Below are 20,459 nucleotides of genomic sequence, written 5' to 3' on the forward strand. Positions count from 1 at the left end.
TTCTTTTACCTATTAACTTGGTAATAAACCACGAGACGCTAAATCATCTGCAACATCTTGTAATCCAAGGCGAACTAAAGTTTCTTTTGTTGGGCAACCTAATTTAGGGTCCCAGCCCATTTCTTCATAGAACATGGTGAGAGAAAGCTGCATATCTTCTCTGTCCATTTTGTCTGTACCTTCAGTAAAGACAGGAATATCAGGATCTTTATCAAATACCCATGAACAGATTTGGTCATGCTCATTGCGCATATCCATAGTGTTCATTAATTTAACGGTATAAGCGCGGTGTAAGGTGAAGATACGCTCTGAGGCTAAATCTAAATCTTTAGATGTGGTTGGTTCACCTGTGATCGCCGTGAAGAATTTGGCTTCCATTTCAAGATCACCACGATAGTTACGGCTCTTATGAGGGGAAACCGTCATCGGCCATACCCAGTTACATAAAGTGACGGCATCGTGTAAGCAACTACGTAAGAGAGTCCATTTGGTATAAGCAATTTTTGCTTTATTAATTGGTGTGTAGTTTTTGGTTTCATCAAAAGCATCACCAGAGCCAAATAGCTCACCTGCAATCTCTTTTTGCAATTTCAGCGGTAAACCACTACCGATATAGTTGATATGGGTATGTGTCATCGCGTCGCGGTTAAACATACAGTTAACGATAGAACCAACTTGTGCAGAGGCTTCATTGGCGTGGTGAATTGGGAAGCCCATTGGTGACCAAAGTTTATTTTTCTTGTTACCCCAATATTCTTCACCTAAATTCCAACGCTGAGCCATCAGGTAAGATCCATCGGCAAGGTGGCTAAATTCACCTTTACGATGCGCTAAACGGTAATAGAAATCTTTGATAAATTCTGGGTTACCTTCTTCCAGTTTATCCCAAGGAATATCGTTATATTCTTCTTCAGAAAGCACACGTTTAAAGACGCCGTGGGTATAACAATAAGTGAAGTCACGATGGAGTTGACCGTAGTTACACCATAATCCCATATCATCAAAAATATTCAGACCAACAAGATTACCAACAACGTTGCCATCCCCTTTTTTCTCAACATCTTTAGGGCCATTAGGGAAAATGGTGGTGTGAACAAAGTTTGCAACGCAGGTATTACCCCCAGTTTGCGGTACACCAAATTTTTTCGCTTGTGGAACATTAAGTTGCGCCATACAACGAATAGGACAAGAGTGGCAACCTCCCATTTTGACCGTGTATTCTTCAGCTTCAGGACCAAGGTCAAAGGTGGATTTCATGGTTCTAAAACCAACGGTATTGATATCACCAGGAGGAATTTCACCCGTTTCGATAGGTCCGCCTTCAGCCGCACCCCAGAAAAGTCCTTTGCGTGCAGTCCAGCGAGAACCTGGATGAGAATATTCAGCCCATGATTGTGGTGTGCTTGGTACAACGTGGTTGTTATTTGAGCCAATAAGTTGTGTCATCATGTAGTCGTTAAGCTCTTTTAACGCTTTACGATCAGCAACGTTAACGCCTCGGCTACCTTCGACAACAATCGCTTTTAATTTTTTAGCGCCTAACACTGCACCAACACCCGCACCACCACTGTGATTACGGCTATTAATAATGCCAGATAACGGGACTAAATTTTCACCCGCAGGACCAATTGCGGCAACACAGGCTTCAGGGCTAGTTTGTGCGCACAGCTCTTCTGTGGTTTGACGAACGCCTTTACCCCATAAGAAAGAGGCATCTTCAATAGAAACTTGGTCATCATCGATATGGATCCAAACAGGTTTATCTGATTTACCTTCAATAATCAGAGAGTCATAGCCTGCAAACTTCATCCATGCTGCGAAAAATCCCCCCATATGAGCGTCAACAACGAGGTTGCCACGAGTAAAGGTGGAAAGAGAGGTGATATTGACGCGAGAGCTACAAGGTGCGCCAGATCCAGTTAAAGGACCTACTGCAAAAACAACTTTGTTTTCTTCATCAAAAGGTTTAACGCCGGGAGCAACCTCTTCGTACATAATTTTGTAGCCAAAGCCCATACCACCAATCAAGAATTTATACTTGCTTGAGCTTTCACGTGTGATGGCACCGGTAGTTAAATTGATTCTTAGAATATTTCCAGTCCAGCCGTTAGTCATAATATTGCTTCCTAATCTAAATGTGGTTCAGTGATGTGATTGTCTGGATTTATTAAACAGTAATTTCTTTCCATTCAATGATTTGCAGAGCACCTGTTGGGCACGCTGATGCACACTCACCACATAAATTACATTTGCCGGATTTTTTAGTTTGTGGGTTGACGGTTGCCATCATCCACGGACAAGCTGTTGTACAGGCGGCACAACCAATACAACGACGTGTATCAACGACAATACAGCCGAACTCTTCTTGATAACGGATAGCTTTGACTGGGCAGACCTTCATACATTCAGGATCTTTACATTGGCGGCATGTATCCGTTGTAAAGTTCAAATCGCCATAAAGCCCCCCACCAGAGCCAATACCTTTATCACCAAAATAAAAGTGACGATGGATTTTGGTACGTGAGAAGAATGATCCAACGCTTCCATCATTCCATGTTGTACATGCTGTTTCGCAACGGTGGCATCCTGTGCAACGCGCTCTATTTGTGACTAAAACGCCTTTAGGTGTTGTGGTTAATTGAATTATTCCGCTGTCTATTTCTTCTTGCTTACAACCTAAAAGAGAAAGCAATGCGGGTGCTATCGTGATCCCTGCAAGCCCTTTACCGGATATTCGCAGAAACTCTAGTCTTGATAGCCCAATATCTAATATTGGACGATGATGTGTATCAGACATTAATATTTATCTCCGCTTAACTAATTTTATTAAGAAATAAGTTGTGATGATAAATTCTTTATTTACCCGCTTGCCTTATCGTTATATAAAAAATATAATAACGGTATCGTTAGTAGATAAATTATAGATTTCAACTCTTTTTATGATTAAAAAACACGTTGTAAGAAAATGTTAAATATTTGTATTTACAATGTGTTATATCATTTTTTTTACGTATTTTTATTATCCTTTCTGATAGTGTGGTTATTAAAAAATTTATTCTGTGATTACTATCATAGAAATAAAAACAATTCGTGTTATTTAATTTGTTTAATTAAATGATTATTATTTTTATCTGTAATTACGAAAGAGAATAACTACTATTTATATATATTCTATTATTGAAATTAAATTAAAGGTGATTTGTTCTTGTATTTTATTTGATATTATTATTTTAATAATAAATTGATATTCGATATTAATTATCGATTAAATGAAATGTGAGTTTTGATTATTATTAATAGCTGTAAATATGAATAAATTGTAAAACCATGACTAGATCATTTTTATAAAAAAAGAAACCTTATCTAATTAAGAGAAGGTTTCTTTTGTTTGTTTTATCATTTGGTTTTATGGTTAGTAACCCACTGCTTTACCCGCAGGGCGGCGCACATCATTTGATCCATAAATATAACCTTCACGCACTGCTCCAGAAACAGCAGAATCGTTGCCTGATGAAGTTGGGATCACGCCTTCTTCTCCGGGGAGTCCAACCATAATCAATTCAGCAGCTCCCCATGGGGTTTGTTCTACCATTTTATATCCCATGGCAGAAAGTTTTTCTAACGTGTCTTTTGATAACCCTCGTTGTTCATAATAAACCTCATCAGGTAGCCATTGATGATGAATACGAGGGCTATTAACGGCTTCTTGCGGTGGCATACCAAACTCAATGATATTAAGTGCTGTTTGTAAGGTGATTGAGATAATTCGTGAGCCTCCTGGTGATCCTAATATTAAGAAAGGTTTACCTTCTTTCGTCACAATGGTTGGGCTCATTGATGATAATGGGCGTTTTAATGGGGCAATGCTATTACGTTCACCTTGTACTAAGCCATAGAGATTTTTCTCGCCAACTTTGGTTGTAAAATCATCCATTTCATTATTGAGGAAAAAACCTGTTCCAGGCGCAATAACAACGGCACCGAAACGACCATTTATAGTATAAGTGGTTGAAACTGCGTTACCATTTTTATCTATAACTGAGTAGTGTGTTGTTTCAGGGCTTTCATGAGGTGCAATACCAGGTTGTACATTTTCTGATGGAGTGGCTTTATTGGGTTTTATTTGTTGGCGAATTTCAGTGGCATAAGTTTTACTGAGTAACCTTTCTGTTGGATTATTAATAAATTGAGGATCGCCAAGAAAAGTGTTTCTGTCCATATAAGCATGACGCATTGCTTCCGTTAGTGTATGAACATATTCAGCTGAATTAAAGCCCATCGATTTAAGATCATAGCCTTCCAAAATATTCAATGTTTGGCAGATAGTGACTCCGCCTGAGCTGGGTGGTGGTGCAGAAATAAATTCATAACCCCGATAAGTACAGGTGATAGGTTTGGTCTCGGTGATAGTGAAGTTTGCGAAATCATCTTTAGTTAGCATTCCCTTATGCTGTTTTGAGGCTTCTTCTACTTTTTTAGGAATTTCACCTTGATAAAAAGCCTCTGCACCTTGCTCTGCAATAAGCTCAAGCGTATTGGCTAAGTCAGTCTGAATTAAGCGATCACCAGGTTGCCATGGTGTTCCATCTGGTTTTAAGAAAATTTTTGCCGATTCAGGATCTTGTTTAAAGCGCTCTGTTGTTGTTTCTAATACATCGGTATCAGCACGCGTTAAAATATAGCCTTCTCTTGCAAGTTTAATCGCAGGTGCCATCACTTCTTGGCGTGAAAGGGTGCCGTATTTTTCTAATGCAGCATCAAGCCCTTTTACCGTACCAGGTACACCTGAAGCGAGATAGCCATATAAACTGGCACCTTTAATTAAGTTACCCTCTTTATCTAAATACATATTTTTAGACGCTGCGGCAGGCGCGGTTTCCCTGAAATTAATAAAGGTATTTGTGCCATCAGCAAGGTGTATTGTCATAAAACCACCGCCACCAATATTACCGCAGCAGGCATTCACGACAGCTTGTGCATAACCAACTGCAACGGCGGCATCAATCGCATTCCCCCCTTTTTGTAAAATATCATTCCCGACTTGTGATGCTAAATGTTGAGAAGAGACAATCATACCATGTTGTGCTTCAACCGCGGGTTCATAGGCAGCATAAAGTGAATGTGAAAAAAGGGCGGTGAGTAACAGCAGGTGAGTCTTTTTTATAGTAATCATTATTATCTCCATTTATAACAGGGAGTTATATTTAATAAATACAAATATAGAGTTTTACGCTGTTATTAATGTGAATTAACAATTGCGTAACAATAAGTATAGAGAGAGGTTATTGGTGATGAGAATTTTTTTTGATGTGATGATCACAAAACTATCTTTAAGCAGGTAAACAATAAGCTTGAGTATAACTAATTGCAGTAATAAATAGAGTTGATAATAAATAAATAGATAAGCGCTGAATAAACAAAAAAAGCCTGTTTTCACAGGCTTTTAGAAAATAGTAGCTTACTGAAATATTACAGTTTGCCAGAGTTTGCTTTCAGGTATTTAGCAACGCCGTCTGGAGATGCGCCCATACCTTCTTGACCTTTTTCCCACTGTGCAGGGCAAACTTCACCGTGTTCTTCGTGGAATTGCAGTGCGTCAACCATACGGATCATTTCATCGATATTACGACCAAGTGGCAGATCGTTAACGACTTGGTGACGAACAACACCTTCTTTGTCAATTAGGAATGAACCACGCAGAGCAACGCCTGCTTCTGGGTGTTCGATGCCGTAAGCTTTGATGATGTCATGTTTGATATCAGCAACCATTGGGTATTTAACTTCACCAATACCGCCATCATCAATTGGGGTTTTACGCCATGCGTTATGAACGAATTCAGAGTCCATAGAAACACCGATGATTTCAACGCCACGTTTTTTGAATTCTTCAAAACGGTGATCAAATGCAATCAGCTCTGAAGGGCAAACAAATGTGAAATCCATTGGCCAGAAGAAAATAACGGCAGGTTTGCCTTTGATAAATGAATGCAGGTTGAAATCATTAACGATTTCGCCATTACCTAAAACGGCAGCAGCTGTGAAATCAGGGGCTTTGCGAGTAACCAGAACCATAATGTACTCCTGTAGATTGAAAAAGTTTATACTCGTCATATTTCGAGTTATAGCGTTGTTGACTGCGTTCATTCGCACTAGTCACATACTTTACTCATTTACTTGTCGCCTAGCTATACTTCGAACTATTCAGAGTAAATTCAAGGGGTATACCCTGTTTTTAAATGATGCATACAGCATAAATAATCAATCGCTATTGATAAAGTTAAACAGAACAATCCATTTGATAGATTATAGCTATCAACTTAATACAATAAAGTAGGATTATTTATGACTCCTTGTATAACGATTCATTCTAATCAACTTTGGAAATGAATACTATGCTTGTTAACAAATCGTTACTAATAACATGATAAATTGACTTAGCATCTCTTTGATATATCAAATGTAATTCTACAATATGACAAAAAGATGAAACTCAATATGGTAGTTAAATGTATCAGTCATCAAGTTGGTGATGTTGTGCTCTTTCTAGCAATTGTGGATAAAACTGCCAAAAAATTTCACTTAGTTCGTCATAGTGGGTTTCAAGAACAATATAAGAGCCAGCTAGTGCACTTAATCGTGGTCTTCTTCTTGCCATTCCTTTCAATGTTTGAGCAATATATGCCTTATCAGCATAACGAATTAACCAAGATTGTGACCATAGATACTCATTAAGCTCTTGGAATTTTTCAGGTGTTTGCCATAAATCAGGTTCAATAATATTTCGGGTCTTGGTAACAAATTCAATCAACGGTAAATCTGGTTCAAATTTCAACCAATTTAAAGAAAGAAAATGATCCCAAAAAACATCTAAGGTAATTGGTGAAACTCGGCGATATTCATCAGGAAATAAAAGGCGAGCTTGCTTGACTAATGGGTGAGTGTCTGTAAGCACATCAATGCGTCTATGCATGCGAATGCCCTCAATAACAGCTTGGCTGTAATCAGAGCTAGGTGCGCCTTTAACATAATCTGCCATCATATTGCCTAATAGAGAGCTTTTTGCTCTAAAGGCCAGATGTAAGTGAGCAAGATAATTCATCACAGCATCATAGCGCTTTTTGAATAAAAAAGGGCTTCTTTCTTGCACTGATAAGCTGGCAGCACTAGACTAGTCCGCCTGTTTTTTATGAAAGTAGTCGTTTAATTATGCGTGTATCAGACTTTACATTTGAATTGCCAGAAGCCTTGATTGCTCACTATCCACAACCTCAACGCAGTGGTTGCCGTTTGCTCTCTTTAGAAGGTGAGACTGGTGCTTTATCACACGGTATTTTTACCGATGTGTTAGATAAAATAAATGCTGGTGATCTACTGGTTTTTAATAATACGCGGGTGATCCCTGCGCGTATTTATGGACGTAAAGCGTCAGGTGGTAAAATCGAAGTACTAATTGAGCGTATGCTTGATGAACATCGCGTCCTTGCTCATGTTAGAGCCTCCAAATCACCAAAAGAAGGCGCTGCGCTTGTGCTAGGTGAAGATGAAAGTGTACAAGCAACTATGGTTGCGCGTCATGATACACTTTTTGAAATTCGCTTCGATGATGAAAGAGATGTTCTAACTATTCTTAATAGCATTGGGCATATGCCTTTACCTCCTTATATTGATCGTCCTGATGAAGAGTCTGATAAAGAGCTTTATCAAACGGTTTATAACGAGCGTCCAGGCGCTGTTGCAGCACCTACTGCGGGATTACACTTTGATGAACCATTACTTCAAGCCTTAAAAGAAAAAGGTGTTGAGATGGCGTTTGTCACACTGCATGTTGGGGCGGGAACTTTCCAACCAGTGCGTGTTGATAATATCGAAGAACACACAATGCATTCTGAATACGCAGAAGTACCACAAGAAGTGGTTGATGCTGTATTAGCGTGTAAAGCGCGTGGTAATCGAGTGATCGCTGTGGGGACAACCTCTGTTCGTTCATTAGAAAGTGCGGCTAAGGCAACAAAAGATGCGTTAATAGCACCTTTCTTCGATGATACCCAAATCTTTATTTATCCGGGTTATCAATATCAAATTATTGATGCATTGATTACGAATTTCCATTTGCCTGAATCGACTTTAATCATGCTGGTTTCTGCTTTTGCTGGGTATAAAAATACCATGAATGCCTATAAAGAAGCGGTTGAGCAAGAGTATCGTTTTTTCAGTTATGGTGATGCGATGTTTATTACTTGTAATCCTTTAGCTATCAATGAAAAAGTAGGACAAGAATAAAGATTTATTATTCTTTTTAACGTTTTTCTTCATTTTATGAATTGTTATTTCAATTTTATTGCTTAATCCCTTTGACTAAGCACGGGTTTTTGTTGAAGTAACATATACAGCCGTCTAACAAATGATTAGAATGTGCTGTTTTTTATTGCGCATTGGACTGTTTTTCTGATGCTTGGAGGATTAGTGAAATACGAATTAGACAAAACTGACGGTAATGCTCGCCGCGGTCGCCTTATTTTTGAACGAGGTGTTGTTGAAACACCTGCATTTATGCCAGTGGGTACTTACGGCACAGTAAAAGGAATGACACCTGAAGAAGTAAAAGCAACAGGTGCACAAATTCTTTTAGGTAACACTTTCCACCTATGGTTACGCCCAGGTCAAGAAATCATGAAGTTACATGGTGATTTACATGATTTTATGCAATGGCAAGGCCCTATTTTAACGGACTCAGGTGGCTTCCAAGTCTTTAGTTTAGGCGCAATGCGTAAAATTAAAGAAGAGGGTGTGCATTTCCGTAATCCTATTAATGGCGAAAAGATTTTCTTAAGCCCAGAAAAATCAATGGAAATCCAATACGATTTGGGTTCTGACATTGTGATGATTTTTGATGAGTGTACGCCATATCCTTCCGATTGGGATTATGCGAAAAACTCAATGGAGATGTCATTACGTTGGGCTAAACGTAGTCGTGCGCGCTTTGATGAACTTAATAACAAAAATTCATTATTCGGTATTATTCAAGGCGGTGTTTACGAAGATTTACGCGATATCTCCGTAAAAGGACTAGTCGAAATTGGTTTTGACGGTTACGCTGTCGGCGGCCTTGCGGTCGGTGAACCTAAAGAAGATATGCATCGTATTTTAGAGCATGTCTGCCCTCAAATTCCTGCGAATAAACCGCGTTATTTAATGGGTGTCGGTAAACCAGAAGATTTAGTTGAAGGTGTTCGTCGTGGTATTGATATGTTTGACTGTGTTATGCCAACACGAAATGCACGAAATGGTCATCTGTTTGTAACTGATGGTGTGATTAAAATTCGTAATGCGAAACATCGCTCTGACACATCAACGCTTGATGAACATTGTGACTGCTATACCTGTAAAAATTATAGCCGTGCTTATTTACATCATCTTGATCGTTGTAACGAAATTTTAGGTGCAAGGCTGAACACTATCCACAACTTGCGTTATTATCAGCGTTTGATGGCTGAAATTCGTCAGTCTATTGAAGACTCGCGTTTTGAAGAGTTTGTACACGAATTCTACGAACGTATTGGAAAACCCGTCCCACCGCTAAATGGCAGTGCGACTAAGTGTGAATAATGTATACGAGAAAGCCCAATTCTGTGTATGATATTGGGCTTATAACTTGAATATCGTCGATATCGACAACAATGAGGAAAAGTGAATGAGTTTTTTCATTTCTGATGCTGTTGCTTCTGCTGGACAAGCAGCACCTGAAGCTAGCTTTATGTCTATTTTACCGATGTTAGTGATCTTTATTCTGATTTTCTATTTTATGATCCTACGTCCACAGCAAAAACGTACTAAAGAACATCGTAAACTGATGGATTCTATTGGTAAAGGTGATGAAGTTTTAACGACTGGTGGTTTAATTGGTCGTGTTGTTAAGGTTTCAGATAACGGCTATATCGTTGTTGCTCTGAATGAAACAACTGAAGTAACTATCAAACGTGACTTTGTTGCCGCTGTATTACCTAAAGGCACAATGAAAGCTATTTAATAACATTTCCCCAAAGGGAAAAGGGAACTGCCGTGCTAAACCGTTATCCTTTGTGGAAGTACCTGATGTTGATAGCCGCTATCCTCATCGGTCTGCTTTACGCACTTCCTAACCTATATGGTGAGGATCCGGCTGTTCAAATCACTGGCGCGCGGGGAACCGCCGCCAATGAGCAAACACTGGATCAAGTTCGATCTTTATTAGATAAAGAAAAAATTGAAGCGAAATCTATTGCACTTGAAAATGGTGCGATTTTGGCTCGTTTCGGTAACCCTGATATTCAGTTACGTGCCCGCGAAGTGTTGTTGCCTGCATTAGGTGACCAGTTCATTGTTGCACTTAACCTTGCACCGGCAACACCAAAATGGTTAGAAGCCATTGGCGGTGAGCCGATGAAACTGGGGTTAGACTTACGTGGTGGTGTTCACTTCTTGATGGAAGTCGATATGGAAACCGCGTTAGGTAAACTTCAGGAACAAAATGTTGAAAGTCTACGTACATTATTACGTGACGAAGGCATTCCGTATTCATCTATCCGTAAAACGGATAACTATGGTGTTGAAATCCGTTTTCGTAATTCGGATGATCGCGCTAAAGCTTCAGATTACCTAACTCGTCGTAATCAAGATCTCATTTTTAGAGATGGCGCAAATAACTCGTTAAGAGCTATTTTTACTGACGAACGTTTACGTGATGCGCGTACTTATGCAGTGCAGCAAAACATCACTATCTTACGTAATCGTGTTAACCAGTTAGGTGTTGCAGAGCCATTAGTTCAACGTCAAGGCGCTGACCGAATTGTTGTTGAATTACCAGGCATCCAAGATACCGCTCGCGCTAAAGAAATTTTAGGTGCGACAGCAACATTAGAATTCCGCTTAGTCAATACCACTGTTGATCCTTCTGCTTTAGAAACTGGTCGTATTCCGGGTGACTCAGAAGTGAAATATACCCGTGAAGGTATGCCAACCATTCTCTATAAACGCGTTATTTTAACGGGTGACCACATTACTGACTCAACTTCTCAAGCTGATGAATATGGTCAACCTCAAGTGAATATTTCACTTGATAGCGCGGGTGGTTCTATCATGTCTAACTTTACGAAAGACAACGTCGGTAAACCGATGGCAACATTGTTCGTAGAGTATAAAGACAGCGGTAAACGTGATGAAAATGACCGAGCTGTATTAGTTAAAAGTGAAGAAGTGATCAACGTTGCGAATATTCAAAGTCGTTTAGGAAATAGCTTCCGTATTACGGGTATTTCAAATGCGAATGAAGCACGTCAATTGTCTCTGTTATTACGTGCTGGTGCGTTGATTGCACCTATTCAAATCGTTGAAGAAAGAACGATTGGTCCAACTTTGGGTCTACAAAATATTACCCAAGGTTTAGAAGCGTGTTTATGGGGTCTGATTGCGTCTGTTGCCTTTATGATAATTTATTATCGTAAATTTGGTGTGATTGCGAGTACTGCATTAATGGCAAACTTAGTGTTAATCGTTGGGGTAATGTCACTATTACCAGGCGCAACACTGACCATGCCGGGTATTGCAGGTATCGTATTAACACTTGCCGTCGCCGTCGATGCCAACGTACTGATAAACGAACGTATCAAAGAAGAGTTACGTAATGGTCGATCAGTACAACAAGCAATCCATGAAGGTTATAAAGGTGCCTTCTCCAGTATTATTGATGCGAACTTAACCACATTAATTACAGCTGTGATCCTTTATGCAGTCGGCACCGGCTCAATTAAAGGCTTTGCTATCACAACTGCAATCGGGGTTGCAACATCCATGTTTACCGCTATTGTCGGTACTCGTGCGATTGTAAACCTGTTGTATGGTGGTAAACGCGTTAAGAAACTGTCTATTTAAGGAGCACGTTGTGGCACAGGATTATACTGTTGAACAATTAAACCATGGTCGTAGAGTCATTGACTTTATGCGTTGGGACAACGTCGCCTTTAGTATTTCGTTTCTGCTTTTGGTAGCGTCAATTGCTATCATTTCCGTGAAAGGATTTAACTGGGGACTGGATTTTACAGGTGGTACAGTAATTGAGATCAATCTCAGTCAACCAGCCGACCTTGATAAAATGCGTGATAGCCTAGATGCAGCAGGCTTTAAAGATCCTCTATTACAAAACTTTGGTAGCAGCCGCGATATTATGGTGCGTATGCCTCCTGTTGAAGGACAGGCAGGCCAAGAATTAGGTAAGCAAGTCATCGATGTCATCAATGCTAAAGTTGATAACGATGCTGTGGTAAAACGTATTGAATTTGTGGGGCCAAGTGTTGGTAGTGAATTGGCTCAAACAGGTGCAATGGCGTTGTTATCTGCACTTATCTGTATTCTTATCTATGTTGGATTCCGTTTTGAGTGGCGTTTAGCGTTAGGTGCGGTTATTGCACTTGCGCATGACGTGGTGATAACACTGGGTGTTCTTTCACTGTTCCACATAGAAGTTGACTTAACCATTGTAGCGTCATTGATGTCTGTTATCGGTTACTCACTGAACGATAGTATCGTTGTATCAGACCGTATTCGTGAGAACTTCCGTAAAATTCGTCGAGGAACATCATATGAAATTATGAACGTTTCTCTTACACAGACATTAAGCCGTACCATCATGACATCAGCAACAACATTATTAGTTGTATTAATGCTGTACATCTTTGGTGGTTCAATGCTTCAAGGCTTCTCTTTAGTTATGTTAATCGGTGTTTCAATCGGTACTATTTCTTCTATTTATGTAGCTTCTGCATTAGCACTGAAAATGGGAATGAAACGTGAACACTTGATTGTACAAAAAGTGGAAAAAGAGGGTGCCGATCAGACAACACTCTTACCATAATAGAGCGTTTTTCTGATAAAACATCGCAAACACCCTGCCAGTGTATACTGACAGGGTGTTTTTTGTTCACTGAACAGGTACACTGTTTATGAGTATTGTCAAAAGTAGGAATAATTATGCATTGCCCATTTTGTGGAGCCGTAGATACCAAGGTAATTGATTCCAGACTTGTTGGTGATGGTTCACAAGTGCGCCGTCGTCGCCAATGTCTTGTTTGTCATGAACGTTTTACTACCTTTGAAGTAGCAGAGTTAGTGATGCCTCGTGTTGTGAAAAGTGATGAAATACGTGAGCCTTTTGATGAAGAGAAACTTCGTCGAGGCATGCTTAAAGCGCTAGAAAAGCGTCCAGTGAGTTCAGACGATGTTGAAGCGGCAATAAGTCATATCAAATCACAATTAAGAGCGACGGGTGAAAGAGAAATCCCTTCAAAAGAAATTGGCAATTTTGTTATGGAACAACTAAAGAAACTCGATAAAGTGGCTTATATTCGCTTTGCTTCTGTTTATCGTAGTTTTGAAGATATCCGTGATTTTGGTGAAGAAATTGCAAAATTACAGGATTAATACATTAATACTGTGCTTTATTTAATGATTTGAAAAATAACGATAAATAATAAAATTACATGTAATTATTATGATAAATAACAACAGCAACAATCCAAGTGAAAATGAAAGCCTGCAGGATGAACACTACATGCGTCGAGCTATTGAGCTTGCAGCATTAGGCCGTTTTACAACATCGCCTAATCCTAATGTGGGGTGTGTGATTGTAAAAGAGGGAGAGATTATTGGTGAAGGTTATCACCATCACGCAGGTGGCCCTCATGCTGAAGTCAATGCATTAAAAATGGCAGGAGATAAAGCAAAAGGGGCAACAGCGTATGTCACTCTTGAGCCTTGTAGCCATTTTGGTAAAACACCGCCTTGTGCTGATGCTTTGATTAATGCAGGTATAAAACGCGTTGTTGCTGCGATGCAAGATCCTAATCCTCAGGTTGCCGGACGAGGATTACACAAATTATTATCAGCCGGAATTGATGTTTCACATGGTGTTTTAATGCAAGAAGCTGAAAAACTCAACGTTGGCTTTTTTAAACGAATGAGAACAGGCTTCCCTTATATCCAGCTAAAAATGGGCGCATCTTTAGATGGTAAAACGGCATTAGCATCAGGTGAAAGCCAATGGATAACCTCTAAAGCCTCTCGTCGGGATGTACAAAATTTTCGAGCTCAAGCTAGCGCTATTTTAACGACAAGTGCAACCGTGCTTGCTGATAACCCTTCTATGAATGTCCGTTGGGATGAGCTTTCAGATGAGATAAAAGCCATTTACCCGGAAGAAACATTACGCCAACCTATTCGTATTGTGACTGATAGCCAAAATAGAGTGACTGAAGATCATAAAATCACTCAAATTGAAGGCGAATGCTGGTTGGCGCGTACAAAATCACACCCAAGTGACTGGCAGGGGAACGTATCAGAAATCCTATTACCAACGAATGGCAAAAACAGCGGTGTGGATTTAGTTTTATTAATGATGCAATTGGGTAAACGCAATATCAATACTGTATGGGTTGAAAGTGGGGCTCATTTTGCTGGCGCATTATTAGAGGCTGGGCTTGTTGATGAGCTTATTATTTATATTGCACCTAAAATTTTAGGCAATGATGCGCGTGGATTATTTACACTTTCTCCACTATCGTCATTATCCGAAGCACCTGAATTTACAGTAGATTCTCTTCAACAAATTGGCTCTGATATCAGAGTTTGTTTAAAACCTCGTTATTAATAGACGCAAATAAGTGTGTCTACGGCGCTATTTGTAGTAAAATGGCGCCGTGTGTGTTATTTCCTGTCGTTACGACATCGTTATCAGCCAACTAAATACCTTGATTTATCAAGGGTTTTTGGCTCCTTTACTGTGTAATAATAAAACAGAGCGCAGTAAGGGAAAGAATATGATAAAATCCGCGCCCCCGCGGATAGGAGAAAAAAGTAACCTATGAACGTAATCAAAGGTGTTGTCGCGGCGCCAAACGCACGCGTAGCAATTGCAATTGCCCGTTTTAATAACTTCATCAATGACAGCCTATTAGAAGGTGCGGTTGATTCATTAGAACGCATTGGACAAGTTTCCTCTGAAAATATTACCGTCGTTTGGGTTCCTGGCGCTTATGAGTTGCCATTAACGGTTAAAGCATTAGCCGAAAGCGACAAATACGATGCAGTTATCGCGTTAGGTACTGTTATCCGTGGTGGAACCGCACATTTTGAATACGTTGCTGGCGAATGTAGTTCTGGTTTATCTCAAGTTGCGATGCAAAGTGAGATCCCTGTGACTTTTGGTGTTTTAACCACTGAAAATATTGAACAGGCTATTGAACGCGCTGGAACTAAAGCGGGCAACAAAGGTGCTGAAGCGGCAATGACAGCACTTGAAATGATCAATGTACTTAAAGCCATAAAAGGCTAATCATCTGTTTTAACTTAAGGGGAATTTTGTGAAACCTGCTGCTCGTCGTCGTGCTCGTGAGTGTGCTGTTCAAGCTATCTACTCATGGCAATTATCCGGAAATGACATCGCGGATGTGGAATTGGAGTTTTTATCCGAGCAGGATACCCAAGGTGTAGATATTGCTTATTTTCGTGAGCTTTTAGTGGGGGTTGCCATTAATGCAACACGTTTAGATAAGGCGATGGAACCTTATTTATCCCGCCAACTTGAAGAATTAGGTCAAGTTGAAAAAGCAATTTTACGTTTAGCAATGTTTGAACTTAGCTTCCGTGAAGATGTTCCTTACAAAGTTGCGATTAACGAAGCGATTGAACTGGCTAAGGTATTTGGTGCTGACGATAGCCATAAATTTGTTAATGGCGTACTTGATAAAGCTGCACCAACTGTACGTAAAAAATAACGTTTTTCACGTTTCCTCTATGGTAAATAATTCAAGGCCGGTATTTCCGGCCTTTTGTTTAATCAAACTCATTTAGTATGCACAGCTAAATAGGAAATAGATAATGCCTTGTGGTGAATTCTCCCTTATTAAGCAATATTTCACTTCACAGCCTGTAAAACGAAAAGATGTGAGTACAGGAATTGGAGATGACTGCGCAATATTAACGGTACCTGAAAAGCAACAAGTTGCTATTAGCACCGATACTTTAGTGAGTGGTATTCACTTCCTTCCTTCTATCTCACCTGAAGATTTAGCGTATAAAGCACTGGCTGTAAATATTAGTGACTTAGCTGCCGTTGGTGCAGATCCTTCTTGGGCTTCATTAGCTTTAACACTTCCTGATACAAACAGTGAATGGCTTGAGGCATTTAGCCGCTCCTTCTTTGCATTAGCTGATTATTATGCAATTCAGCTAATCGGCGGTGATACCACTCGTGGTCCTTTAAGCTTAACAATCACAATACAAGGGCTTGTTCCACAAGGAACTGCATTACTTCGTTCCGGCGCTAAAATTGGCGATTGGATCTATGTTACGGGTTTTTTAGGTGATAGCGCGGCAGGGCTTGCTATATTACAAAATAGATTACAGCCGACAGAAAAAGAGCATAGTGACTATTTTGTTGCAAGGCATTTGCGTCCTCAACCTCGTTTACTGCAAGGTCAAGCATTGCGCCATTTAGCGACATCTGCGATTGATATTTCTGATGGGCTGATTTCAGACTTGGATCATATTCTTACTGCAAGTGGTTGTGGTGCGCGCTTAAATTTAGATGCATTACCTTATTCGCCTGCAATGAAAGCCGAAGTGAGTGAAGAACAAGCGGAGATCTGGGCATTGAGTGGTGGTGAAGATTACGAGCTTTGCTTTACAGTACCAGAAATAAACCGTGGCGCTTTAGAGATTGCATTAGCGCATACAGGTGCAGATTTTCATTGTATTGGTCAAATTATGCCGATTAGCGAAGGCATTCGTTATTTACGAAATGGTGAAGATGTTTACCCTAATCTTAAAGGCTTTGATCACTTTAGTGAGAGTAACGAGTAAGGTTTACTTAAACAAAAAGGCGCTTAATAAGCGCCTTTGAGAATGCTGATAATATCTGAATGAATTAATAAAGGTATTATTAATTTATCTTAGTTTTTCTTCACAAATTCAGATTTTAACTTCATTGGTCCAAAGCCATCAATTTTACAATCAATATTATGGTCGCCTTCCACTAAACGAATACCTTTTACTTTAGTACCAATTTTCAGCATGGTTGAGCTACCTTTGACTTTGAGATCTTTAATCACAGTCACTGAATCGCCATCGGCTAATAAGTTACCGTTAGCATCTTTAACAATCAATTCATCGCTTTCGGCAACAGGCTCAGCATCGTTCCACTCATGAGCACATTCAGGGCACACATACATTGCACCATCTTCATAGGTGTATTCTGAATTGCACTTAGGACAAGAAGGTAATGACATAATAATACTCTCAAATTTTATCAAAATGGGAAGTGATTAATCGTCAAAATGAGGATAACACTTGCCCCATAAATTAAAGGACACATTATCATTTAAGCATGAAAATTCTAAAGCAATACCCTAAATGGCGCTGCATCAGATAATGCGAAAGGGCAATAGTATAATAGATTTGATGGAAATTTGCATCCTTCATGGTCTATGGCGTAAAGAACGAGGAAAAGTAGCTAAAATATAGAGGGTTCAATAGGAAATAAAGATAAATAGACATAGTTTTAAAAATTATTTAACTAGTTGATCTTGAATCTTTAATTTTATAAATATAACTAGAAATAAATGCCCTCATCTTAAAAGAGAGCATCAGTAATAATAGTGCTAACTTTCTTGTTGTTATTTTATGAAATCTATCACCGAGCCACGCTCAATAAGTTTTGATATATAAATTAATGATGAGTCCAATCCTCAATTCTTAACCCATCAACTCTTTCAAATTCTCGAGTATTATTTGTAACTACTATTAGCCCTTTACTTCTAGCATGTGCAGCTATGTGTAAATCATTATCACCAATGCGTTTACCTTGTTTCTCAAGTGTTGCTCTGATTTCCCCATAATGAAAAGCGGCTAACTCATCGTAAGATAAAACAGTGAGTCGAGAAACAAAGTCGTTAACCGTAGCTAAGTTTTTAGCTGAATTTAAACTTTTTTCAGCACCAAAAATGAGCTCAGCAAGTGTGATTGTAGAAATAGCTAATTGTTCAGCATGTTGGTTGAATTTCGGTAGCAAAAATTCAGGTCTGCGTTTAATGGTAAATATAACGATGTTTGTATCTAACAGGTATTTAATCATCAAAGGATTCTCTTTCACTTGTGACTTGATCTGGTCTTTCAGATAAAAAATCATCTGTTACAGACTGATCTGATAAGAAAAAGCTATCCCATGCATTTTGTATAGGTGTGATTATTCTTTCTTTTCCTTTGACGCGAACAAAAACTTCTTTTACATCATCAGGAAATCGAGTCTCAGCGGGTAAACGAACGTTTTGTGTTCTATTGCTCATAAATACTTTGCCATGCTGGATCATAGTAATAGCTCCTATCAATTACTGCTATATAGCATAAGTATATAGCAGTTTTAATAGGATACCAAACATGTTGTATATAAATATATACCCATCCTAGTAACCTGTTAATCTAACAGGTTATTTTCTATGCCCTATCACCGAGCCACGCTCTATAAGTTTGGGGGTAAGCACTAGAACATTGTCATCAGCATCGATATTTTCCATGCGATGTAATAATTGGCTGACAGCGAGTTTTCCCAATTCATCTTTAGGTTGGTGAATGGTCGAAAGCGGTGGGATCATATAAGAGGCTAGGTCGATATCGTCATAACCCATGACGGAAATATCATCAGGTACACGCAAACCTTTTTGGTAAATGGCTTGATAAGCGCCAACAGCCATCGCGTCATTACAGGTAAAAACAGCTTGTGGTAAGACAGAAAGTGAGAGTAATTTTTGCATTGCACTAAATCCACCTGCAAATTCAAAATCACTGGTTAACACAAACTCGTTTCGAATAGCTAATCCTGCTTTTTGCATCGCATTATAATAACCTTGCAAACGATGTTTTGCAGGAAGCTTATCTTGTGGGCCTGCAATACATGCAATTTCAGTAAAACCTTTTTCAATCAGATAATTGGTTGCGATTTCGCCCCCGAGCAGAGAGTTATCTTGAATAATATCTCCCCCATATTCAAACGGGGACCAATCCATCATCACCATCGGTAAACGAGGATAACGATTTAGTACTTCATGAGAGGGCGCTCTGGCTTCCGTTGACATCAATAATAAGCCATCAACACGTTTTTGCAGCAACGTTTCAAGGCTGCTATCCATGCGCTCGTAATCCCCTTCGGTGTTACATAAAATAAGGCTATAGCCTTTTTCATAGCAGCTACGTTCAACACCGCGCACAACTTCGGCATAAAAAGGGTTGCTACTGGCTGTGACTAACATACCGATAGTGTGAGTACAGTTCATTTTTAAACTACGCGCTAAAGCAGAAGGCGCGTAATTTAAGGTTTCGATGGCGTCGTTAACCTTTTTACGAATACCTTCGCTAACATAACGGTTGTTATTGATAACGTGAGAAACAGTTGATGTCGAAACGCCCGCCAAACGGGCGACATCTTTCATTGTTGCCAAAGTACTATGCTCGCTCTGCTAAAAATGATTCGATTTCATGACGCCAAGGAACTGAAGATTGCGCACCATGACGTGTAACTGCAATTGCAGCTGCTGCGTGAGCAAAACGGATAGCCTCAACGGAAGGTTTCCCTTCTAATATTGCAGTGACAAATGCACCGTTAAATGTATCACCTGCGGCAATGGTATCAACTGCTTCGACACGAAAACCGGGAATTATCATGCCTTTTCTTTGTTCACTAAACCATACGCCACGGCTACCCAAAGTGATAAGCACTTGTTTGATACCTTTACGATGTAAGATTTCGGCAGCTTTTGCTGCACCCGCTTCATCATGCACAGAAACGCCTGTTAATATTTCGGCTTCCGTCTCATTTGGAGTGATAACATCAATAAAACTCAGAAATTCATCAGATAAAGGCACTGCTGGAGCAGGATTTAAAATAACTTTCGTGTGATGTGACTTTGCCAGTTTTGCTGCTTCAAAGACTGTCTCTAATGGTGATTCTAATTGCATCAGTAAGGCATCAGCATGCTCAACAACATGATGATATTGCTGAAAATGTGTTGGCGTTAGTGCGCCATTCGCACCTGCAACGATGCTAATTACGTTTTCTCCTTGTTCATTAACAAGGATCATTGCGACACCTGTTGGTGTCTGCGGAATAATACTAATTGCATTAATATGAATATTATCTGTTTTCAGTTGAGCAATGATTTCACTACCAATTGCATCATCACCGACACAAGCAATAAAGGTAATATCGGCGCCACTACGACCGCAAGCGACTGCTTGATTTGCACCTTTACCACCAAAGGCTATTTTGTATTGATGACCAATAATGGTTTCACCAGGTTTTGGAAATTGTGAAATATTCATAATGTGGTCAACATTGATGCTACCTAGAACAGCAAGGCGAGGTGTCGTCATAGCCTTTA

The 20,459-nt window shown here is 39.6% G+C and carries 20 protein-coding genes; 10 read left to right on the forward strand and 10 right to left on the reverse strand.

Annotated elements, in window-relative coordinates; genetic code table 11:
• Positions 1-12: 12 nt before the first annotated feature.
• The 5 genes from F1325_RS03250 to F1325_RS03270 form a co-directional block, all read right to left on the reverse strand.
• On the reverse strand, positions 13-2,115 hold the full coding sequence (locus F1325_RS03250; RefSeq protein WP_109371762.1) for an aldehyde ferredoxin oxidoreductase: 2,103 nt from the start codon (positions 2,113-2,115) through the stop codon (positions 13-15).
• A 52-nt stretch (positions 2,116-2,167) separates the two neighbouring features.
• Positions 2,168-2,797: a ferredoxin-like protein gene (locus tag F1325_RS03255; RefSeq protein WP_006535141.1), complete on the reverse strand. Its 630-nt coding sequence runs from the start codon at positions 2,795-2,797 to the stop codon at positions 2,168-2,170.
• 615 nt (positions 2,798-3,412) lie between these two features.
• Positions 3,413-5,173: a gamma-glutamyltransferase gene (gene ggt / locus F1325_RS03260; RefSeq protein ID WP_160229985.1), complete on the reverse strand. Its 1,761-nt coding sequence runs from the start codon at positions 5,171-5,173 to the stop codon at positions 3,413-3,415.
• Positions 5,174-5,469: 296 nt separating this feature from the next.
• A complete protein-coding gene (locus F1325_RS03265; RefSeq protein ID WP_072069413.1) occupies positions 5,470-6,072 on the reverse strand; it encodes a peroxiredoxin C in 603 nt (200 codons plus the stop codon).
• Positions 6,073-6,511: 439 nt separating this feature from the next.
• Complete coding sequence (locus tag F1325_RS03270) at positions 6,512-7,099, reverse strand: ACP phosphodiesterase (RefSeq protein WP_109372071.1); 588 nt, start codon at positions 7,097-7,099, stop codon at positions 6,512-6,514.
• 107 nt (positions 7,100-7,206) lie between these two features.
• Here F1325_RS03270 and queA point away from each other — a divergent pair, with 107 nt between their 5' ends.
• The 10 genes from queA (at position 7,207) to thiL (ending at position 16,890) form a co-directional block, all read left to right on the forward strand.
• On the forward strand, positions 7,207-8,280 hold the full coding sequence (gene queA / locus F1325_RS03275; RefSeq protein WP_109371756.1) for a tRNA preQ1(34) S-adenosylmethionine ribosyltransferase-isomerase QueA: 1,074 nt from the start codon (positions 7,207-7,209) through the stop codon (positions 8,278-8,280).
• Between the two features lie 183 nt (positions 8,281-8,463).
• Positions 8,464-9,606 (forward strand): tRNA guanosine(34) transglycosylase Tgt, encoded by a 1,143-nt coding sequence (gene tgt / locus F1325_RS03280; protein ID WP_036911729.1) that lies wholly within the window; start codon positions 8,464-8,466, stop codon positions 9,604-9,606.
• A gap of 85 nt (positions 9,607-9,691) precedes the next feature.
• The gene (gene yajC / locus F1325_RS03285) at positions 9,692-10,027 is read left to right on the forward strand and encodes a preprotein translocase subunit YajC (RefSeq protein WP_006535133.1); all 336 of its coding nucleotides are present in this window, start codon (positions 9,692-9,694) and stop codon (positions 10,025-10,027) included.
• Between the two features lie 32 nt (positions 10,028-10,059).
• Entirely contained in the window at positions 10,060-11,907 is a 1,848-nt protein-coding gene (gene secD, locus F1325_RS03290) for a protein translocase subunit SecD (RefSeq protein ID WP_109371754.1), read from the forward strand.
• A gap of 10 nt (positions 11,908-11,917) precedes the next feature.
• Positions 11,918-12,886 (forward strand): protein translocase subunit SecF, encoded by a 969-nt coding sequence (secF, locus tag F1325_RS03295; protein WP_109371752.1) that lies wholly within the window; start codon positions 11,918-11,920, stop codon positions 12,884-12,886.
• 116 nt (positions 12,887-13,002) lie between these two features.
• Positions 13,003-13,452: a transcriptional regulator NrdR gene (gene nrdR / locus F1325_RS03300; protein ID WP_006535128.1), complete on the forward strand. Its 450-nt coding sequence runs from the start codon at positions 13,003-13,005 to the stop codon at positions 13,450-13,452.
• Between the two features lie 70 nt (positions 13,453-13,522).
• On the forward strand, positions 13,523-14,677 hold the full coding sequence (ribD, locus tag F1325_RS03305; RefSeq protein WP_167392468.1) for a bifunctional diaminohydroxyphosphoribosylaminopyrimidine deaminase/5-amino-6-(5-phosphoribosylamino)uracil reductase RibD: 1,155 nt from the start codon (positions 13,523-13,525) through the stop codon (positions 14,675-14,677).
• Between the two features lie 213 nt (positions 14,678-14,890).
• Complete coding sequence (gene ribH, locus F1325_RS03310) at positions 14,891-15,361, forward strand: 6,7-dimethyl-8-ribityllumazine synthase (protein WP_160229986.1); 471 nt, start codon at positions 14,891-14,893, stop codon at positions 15,359-15,361.
• A gap of 28 nt (positions 15,362-15,389) precedes the next feature.
• Complete coding sequence (gene nusB / locus F1325_RS03315; RefSeq protein ID WP_006535124.1) at positions 15,390-15,803, forward strand: transcription antitermination factor NusB; 414 nt, start codon at positions 15,390-15,392, stop codon at positions 15,801-15,803.
• Between the two features lie 103 nt (positions 15,804-15,906).
• The gene (gene thiL / locus F1325_RS03320) at positions 15,907-16,890 is read left to right on the forward strand and encodes a thiamine-phosphate kinase (protein ID WP_160229987.1); all 984 of its coding nucleotides are present in this window, start codon (positions 15,907-15,909) and stop codon (positions 16,888-16,890) included.
• Positions 16,891-16,979: 89 nt separating this feature from the next.
• Here thiL and F1325_RS03325 read toward each other — a convergent pair whose 3' ends face one another.
• From F1325_RS03325 to rbsK, 5 genes are all read right to left on the reverse strand, one after another.
• The gene (locus F1325_RS03325; protein ID WP_109371746.1) at positions 16,980-17,315 is read right to left on the reverse strand and encodes a zinc ribbon domain-containing protein YjdM; all 336 of its coding nucleotides are present in this window, start codon (positions 17,313-17,315) and stop codon (positions 16,980-16,982) included.
• Positions 17,316-17,755: 440 nt separating this feature from the next.
• Positions 17,756-18,160 (reverse strand): type II toxin-antitoxin system tRNA(fMet)-specific endonuclease VapC, encoded by a 405-nt coding sequence (gene vapC / locus F1325_RS03330; RefSeq protein WP_109371744.1) that lies wholly within the window; start codon positions 18,158-18,160, stop codon positions 17,756-17,758.
• Entirely contained in the window at positions 18,153-18,395 is a 243-nt protein-coding gene (vapB, locus tag F1325_RS03335; RefSeq protein WP_099074198.1) for a type II toxin-antitoxin system VapB family antitoxin, read from the reverse strand. The genes vapC and vapB overlap by 8 nt, the downstream gene beginning before the upstream one ends.
• A 117-nt stretch (positions 18,396-18,512) precedes the next feature.
• Entirely contained in the window at positions 18,513-19,520 is a 1,008-nt protein-coding gene (rbsR, locus tag F1325_RS03340) for a ribose operon transcriptional repressor RbsR (RefSeq protein WP_196564086.1), read from the reverse strand.
• A gap of 4 nt (positions 19,521-19,524) precedes the next feature.
• On the reverse strand, positions 19,525-20,451 hold the full coding sequence (gene rbsK / locus F1325_RS03345) for a ribokinase (protein WP_160229988.1): 927 nt from the start codon (positions 20,449-20,451) through the stop codon (positions 19,525-19,527).
• Positions 20,452-20,459 lie beyond the last annotated feature (8 nt).

Origin of the sequence: Proteus columbae, assembly GCF_009914335.1 — a bacterium.
GTDB lineage: Bacteria > Pseudomonadota > Gammaproteobacteria > Enterobacterales > Enterobacteriaceae > Proteus.